Origin of the sequence: Streptomyces sp. MA5143a, from assembly GCF_900290235.1 — a bacterium.
In the GTDB taxonomy this organism is placed as follows: domain Bacteria; phylum Actinomycetota; class Actinomycetes; order Streptomycetales; family Streptomycetaceae; genus Streptomyces.
In genome coordinates this window covers 242,410-261,977 of the sequence record NZ_OLMK01000050.1, presented here as the reverse complement: position 1 = coordinate 261,977, position 19,568 = coordinate 242,410, and the positions used below count along the sequence as shown (strand labels likewise).

The 19,568-nt window shown below is 73.0% G+C and carries 17 protein-coding genes and 1 pseudogene; 9 read left to right on the top strand and 9 right to left on the bottom strand.

Translation table 11 applies throughout. From position 1 onward, the window contains the following. Positions 1 to 208: 208 nt before the first annotated feature. Entirely contained in the window at positions 209 to 1,714 is a 1,506-nt protein-coding gene (locus SMA5143A_RS23785; protein WP_107464866.1) for a peptide MFS transporter, read from the top strand. Between the two features lie 98 nt (positions 1,715 to 1,812). Here the strand turns inward: SMA5143A_RS23785 and SMA5143A_RS23780 are convergent, their stop codons facing one another. From SMA5143A_RS23780 to SMA5143A_RS23760, 5 genes are all read right to left on the bottom strand, one after another. Further along, complete coding sequence (locus tag SMA5143A_RS23780) at positions 1,813 to 3,267, bottom strand: hypothetical protein (RefSeq protein WP_107464865.1); 1,455 nt, start codon at positions 3,265 to 3,267, stop codon at positions 1,813 to 1,815. A gap of 38 nt (positions 3,268 to 3,305) precedes the next feature. Then, the gene (locus SMA5143A_RS23775; RefSeq protein WP_107464864.1) at positions 3,306 to 4,448 is read right to left on the bottom strand and encodes a hypothetical protein; all 1,143 of its coding nucleotides are present in this window, start codon (positions 4,446 to 4,448) and stop codon (positions 3,306 to 3,308) included. Positions 4,449 to 4,461: 13 nt separating this feature from the next. Beyond that, positions 4,462 to 5,193, bottom strand: coding sequence for a peptidase (locus SMA5143A_RS23770; protein ID WP_107464863.1), 732 nt, complete (start codon positions 5,191 to 5,193; stop codon positions 4,462 to 4,464). A gap of 204 nt (positions 5,194 to 5,397) precedes the next feature. Further along, a complete protein-coding gene (locus SMA5143A_RS23765) occupies positions 5,398 to 5,913 on the bottom strand; it encodes an ATP-binding protein (RefSeq protein ID WP_107464862.1) in 516 nt (171 codons plus the stop codon). A gap of 317 nt (positions 5,914 to 6,230) precedes the next feature. Continuing rightward, the gene (locus SMA5143A_RS23760; protein WP_055540172.1) at positions 6,231 to 6,599 is read right to left on the bottom strand and encodes an STAS domain-containing protein; all 369 of its coding nucleotides are present in this window, start codon (positions 6,597 to 6,599) and stop codon (positions 6,231 to 6,233) included. Positions 6,600 to 6,847: 248 nt separating this feature from the next. Between SMA5143A_RS23760 and SMA5143A_RS23755 the strand changes: the two genes are divergently transcribed. Continuing rightward, entirely contained in the window at positions 6,848 to 7,750 is a 903-nt protein-coding gene (locus SMA5143A_RS23755; RefSeq protein WP_099963883.1) for an RNA polymerase sigma factor SigF, read from the top strand. A 95-nt stretch (positions 7,751 to 7,845) separates the two neighbouring features. Here SMA5143A_RS23755 and hutI read toward each other — a convergent pair whose 3' ends face one another. The 4 genes from hutI to hutU form a co-directional block, all read right to left on the bottom strand. Then, positions 7,846 to 9,132 carry an imidazolonepropionase gene (hutI, locus tag SMA5143A_RS23750; protein WP_107464861.1) on the bottom strand — a complete coding sequence of 429 codons (1,287 nt, stop codon included), beginning with the start codon at positions 9,130 to 9,132 and terminating at the stop codon, positions 7,846 to 7,848. Beyond that, entirely contained in the window at positions 9,129 to 10,484 is a 1,356-nt protein-coding gene (locus tag SMA5143A_RS23745; protein ID WP_107464860.1) for a formimidoylglutamate deiminase, read from the bottom strand. Before SMA5143A_RS23745 ends, hutI begins: the two co-directional genes overlap by 4 nt. Beyond that, on the bottom strand, positions 10,481 to 11,686 hold the full coding sequence (locus tag SMA5143A_RS23740) for an allantoate amidohydrolase (RefSeq protein WP_107464928.1): 1,206 nt from the start codon (positions 11,684 to 11,686) through the stop codon (positions 10,481 to 10,483). Before SMA5143A_RS23740 ends, SMA5143A_RS23745 begins: the two co-directional genes overlap by 4 nt. Positions 11,687 to 11,787: 101 nt before the next feature. Next, positions 11,788 to 13,545 carry a urocanate hydratase gene (hutU, locus tag SMA5143A_RS23735; protein ID WP_107464859.1) on the bottom strand — a complete coding sequence of 586 codons (1,758 nt, stop codon included), beginning with the start codon at positions 13,543 to 13,545 and terminating at the stop codon, positions 11,788 to 11,790. 156 nt (positions 13,546 to 13,701) lie between these two features. Here hutU and SMA5143A_RS23730 point away from each other — a divergent pair, with 156 nt between their 5' ends. The 7 genes and pseudogenes from SMA5143A_RS23730 to SMA5143A_RS23700 all read left to right on the top strand — a co-directional run. After that, complete coding sequence (locus SMA5143A_RS23730; RefSeq protein WP_107464858.1) at positions 13,702 to 15,204, top strand: diaminopimelate decarboxylase; 1,503 nt, start codon at positions 13,702 to 13,704, stop codon at positions 15,202 to 15,204. A gap of 453 nt (positions 15,205 to 15,657) precedes the next feature. Further along, positions 15,658 to 16,056 carry a hypothetical protein gene (locus tag SMA5143A_RS23725; RefSeq protein WP_037692967.1) on the top strand — a complete coding sequence of 133 codons (399 nt, stop codon included), beginning with the start codon at positions 15,658 to 15,660 and terminating at the stop codon, positions 16,054 to 16,056. Then, positions 16,053 to 17,141: a DUF4388 domain-containing protein gene (locus SMA5143A_RS23720; RefSeq protein ID WP_107464857.1), complete on the top strand. Its 1,089-nt coding sequence runs from the start codon at positions 16,053 to 16,055 to the stop codon at positions 17,139 to 17,141. The genes SMA5143A_RS23725 and SMA5143A_RS23720 overlap by 4 nt, the downstream gene beginning before the upstream one ends. 37 nt (positions 17,142 to 17,178) lie before the next feature. Continuing rightward, positions 17,179 to 17,790 carry a roadblock/LC7 domain-containing protein gene (locus tag SMA5143A_RS23715; protein WP_107464856.1) on the top strand — a complete coding sequence of 204 codons (612 nt, stop codon included), beginning with the start codon at positions 17,179 to 17,181 and terminating at the stop codon, positions 17,788 to 17,790. A 14-nt stretch (positions 17,791 to 17,804) separates the two neighbouring features. Further along, positions 17,805 to 18,179 (top strand): hypothetical protein, encoded by a 375-nt coding sequence (locus tag SMA5143A_RS23710; RefSeq protein ID WP_033524857.1) that lies wholly within the window; start codon positions 17,805 to 17,807, stop codon positions 18,177 to 18,179. 113 nt (positions 18,180 to 18,292) lie between these two features. Further along, the gene (locus SMA5143A_RS23705) at positions 18,293 to 18,988 is read left to right on the top strand and encodes a lipoprotein (protein ID WP_375136536.1); all 696 of its coding nucleotides are present in this window, start codon (positions 18,293 to 18,295) and stop codon (positions 18,986 to 18,988) included. Between the two features lie 98 nt (positions 18,989 to 19,086). Further along, positions 19,087 to 19,527, top strand: a pseudogene (locus SMA5143A_RS23700) (amino acid permease); the annotation flags it as partial. Positions 19,528 to 19,568 lie beyond the last annotated feature (41 nt).

The window sequence follows — 19,568 nt, the reverse complement described above, 5'->3', positions numbered from 1 at the left end:
CTTTGGCGGCATATATGCGCTGAAGGTCTCTTTTGTGCGCGGAGCCGGATTCTCCGGCCCCGCGGGAATGACCTGTGGCCGGCCCCCGCGCCGACGGAATCCCCTGCCGTCGACGCGCGTAGAAGGCGTGGATCCCCGGTGGTGCCGGCCGCCCCTCCGACCGGGCGCGGCACCCCGTGTGCGGCGTCCCGAAGCGCAAGGAACGACCATGGCGTCCAGCCTGACGAAGGACTCGGCCGACCGGGGGACCCCCGGCGACGAGCGCACCTTCTTCGGCCACCCCCGAGGACTGGCCACTCTCTTCATGACCGAGATGTGGGAGAGATTCTCCTACTACGGCATGAAGGCCCTTCTGCCGCTCTACCTGGTCGCGCCGAACGGCCTGGACCTCGGCGCGGCGGCGACGATCACCATCACCGCGGTGTACGGGTCGATGGTGTACCTGCTCACCCTCCCCGGCGGGTGGATCGCGGACCGCTTCCTCGGCCCGCGCAGGACGGTCGCCGTCGCGGGCGTCGTCATCATGCTCGGCCATCTGACCCTGGCCCTGCCGTCGGCCGGTGTCTTCTACCTGGGCCTCGCCCTCGTCGCCATCGGCTCGGGCCTGCTGAAGGCCAACATCTCGACCATGGTCGGCCACCTCTACGACGGCCCGAACGACCCGCGCCGCGACGGTGGTTTCACCGTCTTCTACATCGGCATCAACGCGGGTGCCTTCGCCGCGCCGCTGGCCATCGGCACGGTCGGCGAGAAGGTGGGCTGGCACCTCGGCTTCGGCATGGCCGCGGTCGGCATGGCGCTGGGCCTCGCGCAGTTCCTGCTGGGCAGCCGCCATCTGAGCGAGCGCAGCGACATCGTCCCCACGCCGATGCCCGCCGCCGAGAAGGCGGCCGTCCTGCGCAAGGCCCTGCTGTGGCTGGCCGTCCCGGTCGTCTTCTACGGCGCCCTCGGCCTGTCCGGTCACTACACCGTCAACTGGGCGGTGATCCCGGTCACGCTCATCGGTCTGCTCGTCCCGATCTGGGTGATCGCCCGGATCAAGCGGGACCGCGACCTGGACGCCGCCGAGCAGTCCCGGATGTCGGCGTTCGTCTGGTTCTTCGTCGCCGCGGCGATCTTCTGGATGATCTACGACCAGGGCGCCTCGACGCTGGCCGTCTTCGCCAGCGAGTCGGCCGACAACAGCGTGCTCGGCTGGGAGTTCCCCGTCTCCTGGTACCAGTCCCTGAACCCGCTGATGATCATGGCGGCGGCGCCGGTCTTCGCCTGGCTGTGGGTGTGGCTGAACAGGCGGGGCAAGGAGCCGAGCACCATCGTCAAGTTCTCGGCGGCGCTGCTGCTGGTCGGTGCGTCGTTCTTCCTCTTCCTGGCGCCGCTGGCGATCGCCGGGGACGGCGAGAAGGCCGCCGCGCTGTGGATCGCCGGGATCTACTTCGTGCAGACGCTCGGTGAGCTGACGCTCTCCCCGGTGGGTCTGTCCGTCACGACGAAGATGGCGCCGGTGAAGTACGCCTCCCAGATGATGGGCGTCTGGTTCCTCGCGGTCAGCGCCGGCGACTCCGTCACCGCGCTGCTGTCCAACGAGGCCGTCGGCGGCGTCAACCTCGACCGGGCGGGCTTCGTCGCCGTCGAGGCCACCCTGGCCGCGCTCGCCGGTGTCGCGCTGTACCTGTACCGCAACAAGGTCAAGCGGCTCATGGGCGACGTGCGCTGAGCCCGCCGCCCCGGCCTTTCGCGCAGGGCCGCCGCACCTCGGGGTGCGGCGGCCCTGCGGGCTTCTGGGGACGTACCCGCCCGCCGTGGTCGCGGGACTCAGCGCAGACAGCGGCGCGGCATGAAGGTGAAGACCGCGCCGCCGAGCAGCGCCGCCGTGCCGGCGAGCAGGGCCAGCGCCTTGAGCGTGCCCTGACCGCCGCCCGCCCCCGTGTCCGCGAGTCCGCCGCCGATGGCGCCGCCGGATGCCGTGCCGGAGCCGGACGCGGAGCCGCCGCCCACGGAACCGGGGGACGAGGAGCCGCCCGCCGCGCCGCCCGGCTGCTCCTCGGTGTCGAGGGTGAGCGAGACCAGCGACTCGGCGGGGGTGCACGTGGTGGTCGTACCCAGCGCCTTGATCGTCAGCACGCCGGGGGCCAGCGTGGACTCACCGCTCGCGCCCGGCTTGTAGGTGCCGGTGAGGTCGGGGATCTCCATGGGGTCGCCCGCCTTGATCGGCTCGGCGTTCGTCGGTCCCTCGACCCGGACCGAGCCCTTGTCGGCCCCGCCGAGGACGATCTCCATGGCGGGCTTCACCGAGTCCGCGGGGATGTCGGCGGGGCTGTCCATCACCGACTTCTTGAACCGCACGGTGAGGTCGAAGTTCCCGCCGTCCTTCGTGGCGTCGATCCGCACCGGCGAGACCACGCTCCGGTCGCCGATGGGCGTCACGCAGTCGTACGGGACCCGGACCTCCTTGCCGGGGAAGTCGGTCTGCCCACCACCGCCACCGGTCGTGCCGCCGCCGGTCGTGCCGCCGCCGGTCGCGCCTCCGTGGGTCGTGCCCCCGGAAGAGGTGCCGCCGGAGGTCGTGCCCGAGGTCGTCGTCCCGCCCGTCGTACCGCCCGCCGTCGTCCCGCCCGCCGTCGTCCCGCCCGCCGTGGTGCCGCCCGCGGTGGTGCCGCCCGCGGTGGTGCCGCCCGACGTCGTGCCGCCGCTCGTGCCGGTGGTACCGCTCGTGCCGCTCGTGCCGCTGCCGCCCGTGGTGCCGCTGGTACCGCCCGAAGTCCCGCCGCCGCCCGTGACGTCGATGGTCGCCCCGGCGGCCACCGGTACGGTCGGCGCGCACGTCGTCTGGGTCGAGAAGACGTCGATGGCGTACCCGCCGGGGGTCAGGGTCACCGCGCCGGGCGCCGTCAGTTTCAGGGTGCCCTTCATCGTGGAGAGGACCATGGCGGCGCCCTTGGGGATGGCGGGGTTCTCGCGGGGGCCCTTCATGGCGATGTCGGCGGTCTGCGCCCCGGCGGCCCTGAGCGTGCCGGTCGGCTGGACGGTGTTGGCGGGCAGGTCGATGAGGTCGGGGTTCTTGGACGCGGCCTGGACGAACTTCCACACCACCTCGACCTCGTCGCCGACCTTCGCCGACTTCGGGGCGGTGATCTCCACCTTGGTCGTGCCCTCGACGGGCGGCAGTCCGGAGATCGGCGGCGGCACGCACTTCGTCGCGTACGACACCTCGCCCGCGTACGCCGGCACGGCCGCCGCCCCCAGCAGGGCACCGGCCCCGCCGAGCATCAGGGCGACCCCGAGTGCACTGGCTCTTCGCTGCGCTCTCACGCGCTTCCCTCTCTGGTCGGAGTCGTGGGGCTGTCTTCCCTCGGTGCGGAGAGCGCCCCGGCCGCCGTGGTCCCCGGATCGGTGTCCGGGGTGAACCACGGCAGGGCCGGGGTCGTACGAGACGTGGTGCGGGCCCCGGAGGGCGACGGGCGGGGTTCGGCGTGCGCGCCCGTCGAGGCGCCCCACCGGAGCAGCCGACGGGTGCGCCCGGGGAGCGGTGACCGGCGGCGGGACCGCCGGCCGGAGGCGGTGCGGCGCGGCCGGAACCGGTCCACCACCGCCAGTCCGACGCGGAACAGCGCGGCCGGTACGACGAGGCAGAGCAGGAGCCAGAAGAGGGTGACGCCCCAGGGGCGGCCCACGTCCCAGGGGTGTTCGGCGAGGACCTTGCCGCCGTAGGTGAGGGAGACGGTGTAGTCGCCGTGCGCCCCGGCGGCGAGTTCCACGGGGAGGGAGACGCGCGCCTTGCGGCCCGGCTCGATGGTGCCGCGCCACTGGTGGTCCTCCCACTGCGGCGCGTACACCCCGTGCGAGGTGCCGACCTGGAAGACGGGGTCCTTGACCGGGGAGGCGCCCACATTGCCGACGGTGAGGACGAGTTCACGGGTGGCCGGGGCCCCGAACCAGGTCAGCAGCCCGCTCGTGCCCCTCAACTCCGTGTCGGTCAGCACGGAGAGCCGTCCGCCGGTGGCCTCCGGGGGCAGCGGCTCGACCGAGTGCCCGGCGACCTGGAAGGCCGCGAATGCCTCCGCCTTCTTCCCGGTGATGGTGGCGACGCGCACCACGCACGGGCACGGCACCGGCGGCTCCGCCACCGGCACGCTCCGGCTGAAGTCGCCCTCGGCGTCGGCCGTCACGGCCCGGCCGTCGGCGTTGGCGCAGGAGTCGGTGCCGCCCGGCACACCCCGCGACGGCGTCGACCGACCGCAGATCAGGATCATCAGCAGCGCCCTCGACCGCCAGCCGCTGCCGGTGACCGTGAGGGAACCGCCCGTCCCCGCCTGTGACTTGGACAGTGTCACGGCCGGGCCGTCCGCCGCCACGGCCGGGCCCGGCCCGCCACCGAGCGGCGCGCCGAGCGCCAGCGCCGACACGAGCACGAGCACGACCGCCGCCGCGCGAATCCGCGCACTCCTCACGTCACCGCTCCCGTCAGCGGCGCGCGGTCTGATTCCTGCGCGTCAGCCACAGCGCGCCCGCGGCGCCCGCGAGCAGCACCGTGCCGCCGAGCGTGCCGAGGGCGACCGCCGAGTCCAGCGGGCCGGTCTGCGGCAGTTCACCGCCGGAGCCGCCGGTACCGCTCGTCCCCCCGGAGGTCGACCCTCCGGAGCCACCGGACCCGCCCCCGCCCGCCGCGGTGACGTCCAGCGTCAGCGACGGCCCCGGATCGTTGCCCGGGGTGCAGGTGGTGACCGTCCCGAGGGCCTTGATGGTGAGCACGCCGGCGGTGAAGTCGACCTTGCCGGTCTTCTTCGGGGTGTACGTCCCGCTCAGGTCATTGATCTTGATGGGGGTGTTGGCCGGAAGGGCCTCCTGGTTGGCCGGCCCCGTGACCGTGAGCGTCCCGCTCTCGGCGCCGCTCAGCCTGATCGTGGCACTCGGGCTCATCGCGCCCTTGCCCAGTTCGACCGGGCTGGACGAGACGCCCTTCTGCCACGACATGGTGATCCGGTAGCCGTCGCCCCGCTTCACGCCCTTGATGTCGATGGGCGAGACCGCGGACTTGTCCCCGATCGGCGTCTTGCAGTTGTACGTGACGTCCACGACCTCGGCATGGGCCACCGGGGCGGCCATCAGCACCGCCGAGCCGGCCAGGGCCACGAGGGACGTGAGCGCGGCGGTTCGTTTCTGGTACGTCCGGTACGACACCTCGGCACCCCACATTCTGACGGAACATCAGATCGGCCGCTCAAGGTACGCCGGGGGTCTTGAGGAGGGAAGACACACGCAAGTGTCGGATGTGTGTCGACGCACCGGGGCGGCGCTCCGGGCCCACGGGTCGCGCGGAGCGACTGCCGGACTCGGGTCGGGGCGGCGCGCGGAGCAACTGCCGGACTCGGGCCGGGGCGCGCCGAGCCGCCGCCGGGCTCAGGCCGGGGCGCCCAGTTCCGCCCACACGGTCTTGCCGGAGGCGCCCGGCGTCCGCACGACCCCCCAGTCGAGGCACAGGCGCTGCACGATGAACATGCCGTGCCCTCCGGGCCGTCCCGCCCGGTGTGGTGTGCGCGGCGCCGGATTCCCGGCCCCCCGGTCGGCGACCTCGATGCGCAGCACCTTGTTGTCGCAGCTGATCCACAGCTCGGCGGGCCCCCCGGCGTGCAGGCAGGCGTTCGTGACCAGCTCGGACACCACCAGCAGCACGTCCTCGGCCGCGGCCCGCTGGTCGGCGGTGGCGGCGGGCAGCCATCCCCACTCGTACAGCGCCTGGCGGGTGAAGTCACGGGCGAGCGGGACCACGCCGCTCTCGCCGTCGAAGCTCAGCCGGCGGGACCGGCGACCGGCGGCCGTCGCCGCGGGCCGGTCCTCTCCGGGCGCCCCGGAAGCGCCGCCGGCACCCGGTTCCGGGCCGCGGTCGCCCGGCGAGACAGGCCGGGTGGTGCTCATCAGCGCTTCACCTCACCGATTCACCAGTTCACGTATCAGGACTCAAGAGTGCGGGAACGGAGCCCGCCGCACGTGCTTTTTCCTGCTGTCATCCGTTGTGCCATCCGTCTTTCCGTCGTGGCCGTCGAGCCGTCGGCCGGCGCTTGCGACCCGTTCAGGATGTCTCCTGCCCGAGCGAACCGTCAGAACACCCACGTTTTCGGCACGAAACCTGTGACGCCAGTAACCCACCGGTCACTGTGTGACACGCGGGCAGCCCCCCGCGGCGGTGCGGCCGACCGCGAGGCAGTCCGCCGACGCGCCCCGGGAGAATCCCCCTAGGCGGACAGGGCCGCCTCGACGGTGTCGTGGACGGTGAAGACGGCCTCGGCGCCGGTGATCTCGAAGACCCGGGCGACCGCCGGCAGCATCCCCGCCAGATGGACCCCGCCGCCCGCCGCCTCCGCCCGGAGGCGGACACCCAGCAGGACGTTGAGTCCGGTGGAGTCACAGAACTCCAGTTGTGTGCAGTCCACCACAAGGCGGGCGAAGCCCTTGTCGAGGCACCCTTCGAGCGGCTCGCGCAACAGATCGGCGGTGTGGTGATCGAGCTCACCCGCCGGCGTCACGACGGCGCTGGCGCCCTCTTCCCGCACCTCGACCCGTAGCCGGCCCGACTGTGCGCTGCCGACCGTCCCACGGTCCATGCCGTCATCTCTCCCGACCGTCGTGGCTGCTGACTCGCCCTCGAACACTACGCCTTCTCCACACTCCCCGACACCCGAACAATCACCCGCAAAAGGACATTTCGCCACAGTAGGCACTTGCGACGGTGTCCCGGAACCGGGTAGGCCTAGTAGTGACACCAATCAACACGGCCGGCTTCGGAGGCGCCGCACACCGCAGTGCACGTATTGGCATCGGCGGCCATATGCCGAGAACGATGGAGGACATCATGTCACCCCGGCTCGACGAATCGCATACCCAGAGGGCGACGTCGACACCCTCTCTGGAAGACGGTCTCGACGACATCGCCCACCCATCGGGCGACTCGCTCGCGGACCTTCCGGAGATCCCCCCGTACGACGAGGTGGGGCCGGTGGACGCACGGGCCCTGTCCAAGACCCTCTTCGAGCGCCTCGAATCGCTCGAGGAAGGCACGCACGAATATTCATACGTCCGCAACACCCTGGTGGAGCTGAACCTCGCGCTCGTGAAGTTCGCCGCCTCCCGGTTCCGCTCGCGCAGCGAACCCATGGAGGACATCATCCAGGTCGGGACGATCGGCCTGATCAAGGCCATCGACCGCTTCGAGCTGAGCCGAGGCGTGGAGTTCCCCACCTTCGCGATGCCGACGATCGTCGGCGAGATCAAGCGTTTCTTCCGTGACACGAGCTGGTCCGTGCGGGTCCCGCGTCGGCTCCAGGAGCTCCGCCTCGACCTGGCCAAGGCCGGTGACGAGCTCGCCCAGAAGCTCGATCGCGCTCCGACAGTGGGAGAGTTGGCGGAGCGCCTGGGCCTCACCAACGACGAGGTCGTCGAGGGCATGGCCGCGTCGAACGCCTACACGGCCTCGTCGCTGGACGCCCAGCCCGAGGAGGACGACTCCGAGGGCGCGCTGGCCGACCGCATCGGCTACGAGGACCACGGGCTGGAGGGCATCGAGTACGTCGAGTCCCTGAAGCCCCTGATCGCCGGGCTGGCACCGCGCGACCGTCAGATCCTTTCCCTCAGGTTCGTCGCCAACATGACGCAGTCCGAGATCGGGGACGAACTGGGCATCTCGCAGATGCACGTGTCCCGGTTGCTGTCCCGCACGCTGGTCCGCCTGCGCAAGGGACTGACCCTCGACGAGTAGCACGCGTCGGCCACGACGAAACATGCCGGCCGGGTGCGGCAGGAACCTTCTTCCTCCCGCACCCGGCCGCACTGTGTCCGGGCCCCGGCCGCCGCTCAGACCTCGCGTACGCCCCTGCGCCACACGCCCGTGACCAGGGGGACGCCCGGCCGGTAGGCGAGGTGGACATGGCTGGGCGCGTCCAGCAGGAGCAGGTCGGCGTACGCGCCCGGAGCGAGGCGGCCGATGTCGTCCCGGCGCAGCGCCCGCGCGCCCCCGGCCGTGGCCGACCAGACCGCCTCGTCCGGCGTCATCCGCATGTCCCGCACGGCGAGCGCGACGCAGAACGGCACCGACGACGTGAAGGACGAACCCGGGTTGCAGTCGGTGGACAGGGCGACGGTGACGCCCGCGTCGAGCAGACGGCGGGCGTCCGGCCACGCGGCGCGGGTGGAGAACTCGGCGCCGGGCAGCAGGGTGGCGACCGTAGCGCTGTGGGCGAGGGCGTCCACGTCGGCGTCGGTCAGATGGGTGCAGTGGTCGGCGCTCGCCGCGTCCAGTTCGACGGCGAGCTGCACGCCGGGGCCGTGGGAGAGCTGGTTGGCGTGGATGCGCGGGTGCAGCCCCCTGGCCTTGCCGGCGGTGAGGATCGCGCGGGCCTGGTCGCCGTCGAAGGCGCCCTTCTCACAGAAGACGTCGATCCAACGGGCGTACGGGGCGCAGGCGTCGAGCATCTCGCCGGTGACGAGGTCCACGTACGCGGCCGGGTCCTCGGCGTGGTCCGGGGACACGATGTGCGCGCCGAGGTAGGTCACCTCGTCGGTGTGCCGGGCGGCGATGCGCAGGGCCCGCGCCTCGTCCTCGACGGTCAGGCCGTAGCCGGACTTCGTCTCGAAGGTGGTCGTGCCCTGGCGGAGGGCCTCGCGCAGGTAGCGGGTGAGGTTCGCCTCCAGTTCCTCGTCGGTGGCGGCGCGGGTGGCGGCGACGGTGGTGCGGATGCCGCCCGCGCTGTAGGCCCGGCCGGACATCCGGGCGTTGAACTCGGCGGTCCGGTCGCCCGCGAAGACGAGGTGGGAGTGGGAGTCCACGAAGCCGGGGAGCACCGCCCGGCCACCGGCGTCGACCCGATTGTCAGTGGCGGGTGCTTTGCTTCGTTCACCGGTCCACGCGACGCGTTGACCGTCGATGACGAGTGCCGCGTCCCGGATCAGGCCGAGAGGGGATCCGTCGCCGAGAGAGGGGTCGTTGGTGACCAGGGCAGCGATGTTGGTGATGAGCGTGCTGGCGGTGCTCGCGGAGTGGGCGGGGCTGTCGGTCGTCGGGCTGCTCATGGCGTCCTTGGTGGCCTTCTCGGCGGTCGGGTGGGGTGCGGGCTCTGCTTCGGGTGCGCGAGCGGGCCTCATCCGCGCAGGGCTGCGACGGCCTCGGCGAGCGCCTTCGGCACATCCGGTACGAGGGCGTGCGCCCCGTCCCGGACGACGTGCCGACCACCCACGACCGTGTGCGACACGTCTGCTGCCGACGCGGCGAATACAGCCGTCTCCGCGCCCAGCCGTGGAAGCGGGCCTGCCGTCCTGACGGAGTCGAGCGCGATCGTCGTGAAGTCGGCGAGCGCTCCTGGCTCCAGGGCGCCCGCCTCGTCCCAGCCGAGCGCCGCGTGGCCGTCGGCCGAGGCCGCCCGCAGGAGGGCCGCCGCCGTCCAGTGGCCTCGGGTACGGCTGCGCAGCCGTTCGTTCAGCTCCATCGCGCGCGCCTCTTCGAACAGGTCGATGACGGCGTGGCTGTCGGAGCCGAGGGAGAGCGGGGAGCCGGCCCGCCCGAGGGCGACGGCCGGCCCGATGCCGTCGGCGAGGTCGCGTTCGGTGGTGGGGCACATGCAGGTGCCGGTGCCGCTGCCGCCGATGAGCGCGATGTCGGTGTCGGTGAGGTGGGTGTTGTGGACACCGGTGGTCCGGGGCCCCAGGACCCCGTGGTCGGCGAGGAGCTGGGTGGGGGTGCGGCCGTGCGCCTGTCGGCAGGCGTCGTTCTCGGCCGTCTGCTCCGACAGGTGGATGTGCAGCGGGGCCCGCCGCTCCTCGGCCCAGCGGGCCACGGTCGCCAGTTGTCCGGCGGGCACGGCCCGTACGGAGTGGATGGCGGCCCCGATCCGCGCGTGATCCCGCTCCTTGAGAACAGAACAGCGTTCGGCCCAGGCGTCCGCGGTGCCGTCGGAGAAGCGGAGCTGGTGCCGGTCGGGTGCCTGGCCGAACCCGGAGGAGAGATAGGCGGTGTCGAGGAGGGTGATCCGGATGCCGGCCTCGGCGGCGGCCGCGATCAGTGCCTCGCCCATGGCGTTCGGATCGGCGTAGGGGGTGCCGCCGGGCGCGTGGTGCACATAGTGGAACTCGCCGACGGCGGTGATGCCGGCGAGCGCCATCTCGGCGTACACGGCCCGGGCGAGCGCGTGGTAGCTGTCGGGGGTCAGCCGGTGCGCCACCTGGTACATGACCTCGCGCCAGGTCCAGAAGGTGCCCGAGCCGACCTGGACGGTGGCGCGCAGGGCCCGGTGGAAGGCGTGGCTGTGGGCGTTGGCCAGTCCGGGGAGGGTGAGCCCCCGGAGGGGCTCGGCGCCGGGGGGCGGGGTGGGGATGCCGGTGTGGACGGCGGTGACGCGGCCGGCCCGGGGGCTGCCCGGCCCGGCCACGGTCAGGGTCACGCCCGGCTCGACATCGGTGCCGAGCCAGGCGTGTTCGAGCCAGTAGGTCGTCTCCGTCACCTGCGGGCCAGCCCTTCCAGTACGTCGGCGAGCGCGGTCACCCCGGCCAGGCAGTCGTCCTCGGCGGCGTGCTCGGCCGGGGAGTGCGAGACGCCCGTGGGGTTGCGTACGAACAGCATGGCGGTCGGGACGTGTCCGGAGAGGATCCCGGCGTCGTGTCCGGCGCCGGTCCCGAGCACCGGCACCTCTCGCTCGGCGGCGCCCCGGCCGAGGATGCGGGCGAGTTCGTCGCGCAGGGCGTGCTCGAACTCGACGACCGGGGTGAAGGACTCGCGGACGACGTCCAGTTCGACCCCGTGGAGCTGGGCGTAGTCGTGGGCCGCCTCCTGGATCGCGTCGACGACCGTGTCCAGCGTCTCCTGGTCCTCGGCGCGGGAGTCGAGCCAGCCGCGGACGAGGGAGGGGATGGCGTTCACCCCGTTGGGCTCGACGGAGATCTTGCCGAAGGTGGCGACCGCGCCGGCGAGCCGTGCCTCGCGGCGGGCGGCGAGCACGGTCTCCGCGTACGACAGCATGGGGTCGCGGCGGTCGACGAGCCGGGTGGTGCCCGCGTGGTTGGCCTCGCCCCGGAAGTCGAAGCGCCACCGTCCGTGCGGCCAGATGGCGCTGGCGATCCCGACGGCGGCACCGGACAGGTCCAGTGCCCGCCCCTGCTCGACGTGCAGTTCGACGAACGCGCCGATCCGGCCGAGCCGCTCGGGGTCGGCGCCGATGCCCTCCGGGTCGTACCCGGCGGCCTCCATCGCCTGCGGCAGGGTCACCCCGTCGCCGTCGGTCAGCCGGTGCGCCTGTTCGACGGTCAGCTGCCCGGAGCTGAGCCGGGAGCCCACGCAGGCGAGGCCGAAGCGCGCGCCCTCCTCGTCGCCGAAGTTCACGATCCCGATCGGCTTGTCGAACCGGGCTCCGCGGGCGCGGAGTTCGTCGAGCGCGGCGAAGGAGGACACGACGCCGAGGGGCCCGTCGAAGGCCCCGCCGTCGGGTACGGAGTCGAGGTGGGAGCCGGTGACGACGGCGTCGCCCTGCCGGGGGTCGCCCAGCCAGGCCCACTGGTTGCCGTTGCGGTCGACCTCGTGGGTCAGCCCCCGGTCGCGGGCCTGCTCCTCGAACCAGGCCCGGCACTCGGCGTCCGCGCCGGTCCAGGCGAACCGCCGGTATCCGCCGGAGTCGGGGTGCCGCCCGATGGGGAGCAGATCACGCCACATCTCGTGGAAGGAGGCGCCGCCGGCCCCGGTCGGGCCCGTGGGCGCCGGTGAGGCGGCGGCTCCCGCCGGGGAGCCGCCGTCGTGGCCGCCGTGGCTCGGGGTCACGCGTCCTCACCCGCGCCGTTCGTGGCTTCGGCGCCCTCGCGCATCGGCACCCGCACGCCCCGCTCGTCGGCGACCGACTCGGCGATGTCGTAGCCGGCGTCGACATGCCGGATCACACCCATGCCGGGGTCGTTGGTGAGGACGCGGCGGATCTTCTCCCCGCCCAGCTTCGTGCCGTCGGCGACCGTGACCTGGCCGGCGTGGATGGAGCGGCCCATGCCGACGCCGCCGCCGTGGTGGAGGGAGACCCAGGAGGCGCCGGAGGCGACGTTGACCATGGCGTTGAGCAGCGGCCAGTCGGCGATCGCGTCCGAGCCGTCCAGCATGGCCTCGGTCTCGCGGTAGGGGGAGGCGACGGAGCCGCAGTCGAGGTGGTCGCGGCCGATGGCCAGCGGGGCGGCCAGTTCGCCGCTCGCGACCATGTCGTTGAAGCGCTCGCCGGCCTTGTCGCGCTCGCCGTAGCCGAGCCAGCAGATGCGGGCGGGCAGGCCCTGGAAGTGGACGCGCTCGCCGGCCATCTTGATCCAGCGGTGCAGGGACGCGTTGTGAATAGATGCAGCCTCGGGGAAGAGGTCGAGGATCGCCTTGTCGGTCTTGGCGATGTCGGCGGGGTCGCCGGACAGGGCGGCCCAGCGGAAGGGTCCCTTGCCCTCGCAGAACAGCGGCCGGATGTAGGCGGGGACGAAGCCGGGGAAGGCGAAGGCGCGGTCGTACCCGGCGAGCTGGGCCTCGCCGCGGATGGAGTTGCCGTAGTCGAAGACCTCGGCGCCGGCGTCCTGGAAGCCGACCATGGCCTCGACGTGCCGGGCCATGGACTCACGGGCGCGCGTGGTGAAGCCCGCCGGGTCCTTGGCGGCGTAGGAGGCCATGTCGTCGAAGTCGACGCCGACGGGGAGGTACGCCAGGGGGTCGTGGGCCGAGGTCTGGTCCGTGACGATGTCGATGGGGGCGCCCATGGCGAGAAGCCGCGGGACGAGGTCGGCGGCGTTGCCGAGGACGCCGATGGACAGCGGGCGGCGGGCGTCACGGGCCTCGGTGGCCAGGTGCAGGGCGTGGTCGAGGTTGTCGGCCTTCACGTCGAGGTAGCGGTGTTCGATGCGGCGCTCGATCGCGCGCGGGTCGCAGTCGATGCACAGCGCGACGCCGTCGTTCATGGTGACGGCGAGCGGCTGGGCGCCGCCCATGCCGCCGAGGCCGGCGGTGAGGGTGATCGTCCCGGCGAGGGTGCCGCCGAACTTCTTGGCGGCGACGGCCGCGAAGGTCTCGTAGGTGCCCTGGAGGATGCCCTGGGTGCCGATGTAGATCCAGGAGCCGGCGGTCATCTGGCCGTACATGGTCAGGCCGAGCTGTTCGAGGCGGCGGAACTCCTCCCAGTTCGCCCAGTCGCCGACGAGGTTGGAGTTGGCGATGAGGACGCGCGGGGCCCACTCGTGGGTCTGCATGACGCCGACGGGGCGGCCGGACTGGACGAGCATCGTCTCGTCCTGCTTGAGGGTCCGCAGCGTGCGGACCATGGCGTCGAAGGAGCGCCAGTCGCGGGCGGCCTTGCCCGTGCCGCCGTAGACGACGAGCTTGTCGGGGTGCTCGGCGACCTCGGGGTCGAGGTTGTTCTGCAGCATGCGGAGGGCGGCCTCCTGCTGCCAGCCCAGGGTGCTCAGTTCCGTACCGCGCGGGGCTCGAACAGGACCGGGGGGCGGCCCGTAGGGCCTCGGTTGAGGGTGGTGGTGGGAGACGGGCGGGCGGGGTCCTGACACGGGTCTGCCTCCTCGATTTACAGCAACTATTCACATCCTGACTCGATGAATAGAGCTAGTCAATACGCCCGTACGCCAGCGACCGCGCGCCGTGGATGTTTGGCTGGACACACTGGGTGCATGGGCCCGGGAACGACACCACCACGGGGGGACGAGATGGGAGACGCGACGCGCGGGACCGACGGGACGGGGCCCGCCGCCCGGCGTGACGGGGCGCCGCAGGATCGCGCCCCGCTGCCGGAGAGCGCGGCCGGGGACCGCGCTTCCCGGCCGGACGGGGACGCCGAAACGGACGCCGAGCGCACGCTGCGCCTGTTCGAGACGGACGACGAGCGCGCGGCCCGGCGGGACGACGCCGTACGGGCGGCCGTGGAGCAGGGGCTGCTCGGGCCGAGCACCCCGCTGATCGGGCTGCTGGACGTCGCCGGGATCCGGGCGTCGGCTGCGGCGCTGCGACAGGCGTTCGACGAGGTGACGGCACCCGGCACGCCGGTGCTGCACGCGTTCGCGGTGAAGGCGACACCGCTGGTGCCGGTGCTGCGGCTGCTGCGCGAGGCGGGGATCGGCGCGGAGGTCGCGAGCGCCGGTGAGCTGGCCCTGGCGCGGGCCGCCGGGGTGTCGCCCCGGCAGACCGTGCTGGACTCGCCCGCCAAGACCCCGGCGGAGCTGCGGGAGGCGCTGGCGCTGGGCATCGCCGTCAACGCGGACAATCCGCAGGAGCTGGACCGCCTCGACGCGCTCGTCCGTTCGGCCACCACCCGCTCCCCTCTCGGCATCCGGGTGAACCCGCAGGTGGGCGGGGGTGCGATCGACGCGCTGTCCACCGCGACGGCCACCTCGAAGTTCGGGGTGCCGCTGCGGGACGAGGGCGCCCGGGAGTGGGTCGTGCGGGCGTATCTGGAGCGGCCCTGGCTGAGCCGGCTGCACGCGCACTCCGGGTCGCAGGGCATGCCGCTGTCACTGATGACCCGGGGGATCGCGGAGACGTACGAACTCGCCGAGGAGATCAACCGGCGGATCGGGCGGCAGCAGATCGACACGATCGACATCGGCGGCGGACTGCCGGTGAACTTCGCGTCGGAGGCGGCGACTCCGACGCACGCGCAGTACGCGCGGCTGCTGGCGGAGGCGGTGCCGGGACTGTTCGACGGGCGGCACGGGCTGGTCACCGAGTTCGGGCGGTCGCTGCTCGCCAAGCACGGGACGGTGGTCGCGCGCGTGGAGTACACCAAGAGCGCGGGCGGCCGGGCCGTGGCGGTCACCCACGCGGGGGTGCAGGTGGCGGCGCGGACGGTGTACGCGCCGGGGGCGTGGCCGCTGCGGATCGCGGCGTACGACAGCAAGGGCCGGGTGAAGGAGGGGCCGGCGGTCGTGCAGGACGTGGCGGGACCGGCCTGCTTCGCCGGGGACCTGCTCGCCCGGGGGCGCTCACTGCCGCGCCTCGAACCGGGGGACTACGCGGCGGCGTTGGACACCGGGGCGTACTACTTCGCGCACCACTACGGGTACAACTCGCTGCCGCGGCCGGCGATCCACGGCTACGCGCCCGGCGAGGGCGGGGGCGAAGTGCGTTTCGCTGTGGTCCGGCGGGCGCAGACGACGGAGGAGATCGTCGCGGAGTCGGGCGGCGGGGAACGGTCGGGGCTCCTGGGGCTCTGACGCCCGTCCTCCGCCCCGGGGAAAGGGCCGTCCACTGCCGGGACTGCCCACCGGGCAATGCCGTTCACCACCGGGAAATGCGGTCCACCGTTAGGGAAATCCCGTGCGGCGGGCGGACGTTGCCTCCGGCCCGTCGCGCGGTTCCCCGCGCGTTCGTCAACGCGGGGGCGCGCGGGCTGACGGACGCTTCACTTCGCACGCCCCTCGCTCCCCCCACAATGGTCGACGCCCGGCGGTCCGCCCGGGGCCCGTATGCGAGTCGACCGCATACCCCCACCTCAGCGCACCGGCCGCCCTCGCGGACCTCAACAGCGGTGAAAATGAGGCAAGTCGACCCACCTTAGTCACCTCTCCGCATGTTCCGCTGGAAAATGCCAGATCGCTCACCCCTCGCGCACACGTTGCGTAGCGTCTGCGTCACTCAGCCGAACCGCAGGCAGGAGGGGAGCCACGGTGCCCGGAATCGACGAGTGTCTGGTGGAGGCCATGAGGCTGCCCGGTGCCCTGGGCGCCGCGGTGGTCGACTGGACCAGCGGACTGGCACTGGGCACGGTCGGGGAGGCACCCGGCGGTGACCACGAGACGACCGCGGCGGAGGCGGCGGAGCTGGCCCGGCTCGCGGCGGAGCACCGGGCGTTCGCCCCGGAGGAGGGGTCGGACTGGTCCGGGGCCGATCTCCCGGTCGAGGACCTGATCGTCAGCAACCGGGACACCTACCACGTGCTGCGGTTCGTGCGGACGACGTTCGACAGCAGTGTCTTCCTGCATCTGTGGCTGGCCAGGTCGGACGGCAATCTCGCGCTGGCCCGGATCCGGCTGGGCGAGATGGCGGGGCGGCTGGTGCTGGCATGAGCGTGATCACCACGTCGGCCCCCCCGCTGCCCGTGCGCGGCGAGCACACCCGGCACGCCGTCTCCCCGATGCTGCACCGGCTCGCCGCCGAGCGGGCCACCGGCGTCCTGCTGCGCGAGTCCGGCTCGCTCTATCTCTCCGACGGAGAGGTCGTACACGCCGAGAGCCCCCGCTCCCCCGGGCTCGACGTGCTGCTCAGCGCCGGGGGTGTCCTCGACACCGACGGCTGGCGGGAGGCCGTCGACACGGCGGGGGCCAAGCTGCGGGTCGGACGGTTCCTCGTCGACAGCGGCCGGGTCACCAAGGGCACGCTGGAACTGTGCCACGCGGGTGCCCTGTTCGACGCGGCGTACTTCGTGCTGGGGCCGAGCAGCGCCCCGGCCCGCTTCCGCTACGGGGCCGCGCACTGGCTGGGCCCGATACGCCCGGTGCCGGTGGCCGCGATCACGCGGGAGGCGCTGCGCCGCCGGGACCTGCTGCACCGCATCTGGCCCGACGCGGCGGCGGACGACGCCCCGCTGATGCGGGCGGTCGGCCTCTCCTCCCCACCGGTCCCGATCCGCCAGGGAGCCGTGCTCGACCAGATCAACGGCTTCCGCACCGCCGCCGACATCTCCCTGACCCTCGGCCGCCCCACCTTCCACACCCTGGTGGCCGTCCGCCGGCTGGCCGCGGCGGGCCTCATCTCCCCGGCACCACCCCACCCGTCCAGAACCCCACCGGCACCGGACACCGCGCCCGGCACCACCGTGCCGGCACCGGGCCCCACCGCGCCGACACCGGCCACCCCGCCGACACCGGCCACCGCCCTGTACGCCACCCCTTGCGCCGCCCCGCACCCCGGCGCGTACGCCCCCGACGGCCTCCCGGGCTCTTCCCCGGCCGGGACGGCCACCGTGCCCGGCCCCACCCCGCCGGAGCCGGCCGACGCACCGGGCACCACCCCGCCGAACCCCGACCCCGACTCGACACCAAACCCCGTCCCCGTCCCCGTCCCCGTCCCCGCACCGCCGTGGCCGCTGGTCACCGCCGACCCCGACATCGCCCTACTGCAAAGGCTCAGGGATGCGCTGGAGGCCCTTTGAGCGGCAGCGGGAGCGCCCCGCCGAGAGGAGATCACCCATGGCCGCCGAGGCGGAAGTCCTCGACGAACTGCACCGGTTGCGGGCCCGTGTGCCCCAGCTGACCGGGGCGCTCGCGGCCAGCGTGGACGGGCTGGTGCTGGCCCACGACACCCCCGGCGTGGAGCCGGAGGGCCTGGCCGCACTCACCGCCGCCGCACTGGGCGTCGCCGTACGCATCACCGACGCGGGCGGCCGGGGCGACCTCCGCGAGCTGCTGCTGCGCGGCGAGCAGGGCTATGTGGCGACGTACGCGGCGGGTGCCTCCGCCGTGCTCACGCTGCTCGCCCAGGACCGGGTCAACGTGGGCCGGCTGCACCTGGAGGGCCGCCGGACCGGCACCCGTATCGGGGAGCTGGTGGACGCCTCGCCCCGCCGCGCGGCCGACCCGGTCCCCGGCCGGGCCGCGATCAAGGCCCCGGCCGACAGGACCGGGCGGAGCCCTGCCAGGTCCCTCGCCCAGACCACGCCCCCGGGCACCGAACCGACCACGTCGCAGACGCCGTCCAGGGCCACGGTCAGGTCGACCATGCCCCGCCGGACGCCCGGCGCCACGACCTCACGATCCACCCCCCGTACCGCTCCCCACTCACCCACCACGTCAGAGAGTTGAAAGGACCGCACACCATGGCGAACACCGAGACCGCACTCAAAGAGGCCCTCGCGTCGATCGAGGGCGCGACCGGCGCCGCCCTCGTCGACTACACCAGCGGCATGGCACTGGGCACGATCGGCGGCAGCAAGGGCTTCGACCTCACCGTCGCCGCCGCGGGCAACACGGACGTCGTCCGCGCCAAGTTGCGCACCATGGAGCACCTCGGCCTCAAGGGCGAGATCGAGGACATCCTGATCACCCTGTCCGACGCCTACCACCTGATCCGGCTGCTCACCGGCCGCGGCGGCAACGGCCTCTTCCTGTACCTCGTGCTCGACGCCAAGCGGGCCAACCTGGCGATGGCCAGGCACCAGTTGAAGAGGATCGAGGCGGAACTGGAGGTCTGACCCGAACGCCCACCCACGAGGCGGCGCACCCCGACCGGGGCGCGCCGCCCAGGCATGCCCCACCGCGGGCTACCGTGTCCGCCTCGGATCGAGACCCGGATCGAGAGGAGAAGGTGACGGTGCGCACAGCGGTACGGGGGGCGGCGCTCGCCCAGGTGGCGGTGCTGGCAGGGCTGTTGGCGGGATGCTCGCAGCCGGCGGAGGGCGACGGGGCCAAGCCGTCGGCCTCGGCCGGCGGGGCGGCGGGCTCCGCCGGCTCCGGCCGGGGGGACGGCGTCGCCGCGAGCGGGGGTTCGGTGGGCGCGGCCGGTTCCGCGTGCGAGCTGCCGGTCGCCTTCGACACGGCGAAGAACTGGAAGGCGGAGGCCATCGACACCGGCACCACGGAGGGCGGGGACGAGCTCGCCGCCGAACTGGCCGAGGCGCTGATGCACCAGGGCCCCTTCACCGCCGCGTGCGAGATCGACGCCAAGCCCGCCGGGAACCTCGGCTTCATCCGGGTGTGGACCGGCGAGGCGGGCGCCGGGGCCGGGGACGCGCGGGCGCTGCTGAAGGAGTTCGTGAAGGCCGAGGGCGACACCAGCAAGGCGAAGTACAGCGACTTCACCTCGGACTCCGAGGTCTCCGGCGCCGAGGTCGAGTACCTCTACACCAGTGAGGCGTTGGAGGAGACGAAGAAGGAACGGGCCTTCCTCACCGTGACCGCCGAGGGCCCCGTCGTCGTCCACCTCGGCGGCCTCGACACCCGGGAGCACGAGGACATGCTCCCGGCGTACGAGTTGGCCAGGCGGACGCTGCGCGCCACCTGAGCGGACCCCGGCGAAGCTCCGGGAATCGCCCCCGCGGGCTTTTCCGGCGCGGCACCGGGCAGAAGCCCCCGGACGGACACCGATCGGGGGAGGTTCTCTTGTCCACCACAGGAACGACCGCCGGGGCTCCCGCGCCCGCCGAGGAGCCCGGCCTCAAACGCGTACTCGGTCCGAAGCTGCTGATCCTCTTCGTGATCGGCGACATCCTCGGCACCGGTATCTACGCGACGACGGGCAAGGTCGCGGGGAAGGTCGGCGGGGCCCTCTGGCTGCCCTTCGTCATCGGGTTCGTGGTGGCGATCCTGACGGCGGCCTCGTACGTCGAGCTGGTCGGCAAGTACCCGAAGGCGGCCGGGGCGGCCCTCTACACCCAGAAGGCGTTCAAGCTGCCCTTCCTGACGTTCATCGTCGCGTTCATGGTGATGTGTTCGGGCCTGTCGTCGGCGAGTGCCGCCGCCCGCGCGTTCAGCGGCGACTACCTGGGCGAGCTGACGAACGACGCGCTGCCGCCCACGCTGATCGCCATCGCCTTCGTCGTCCTCCCGGTCCTCGGCGCCCTCACCTCCCTGGTCCTCGCCAG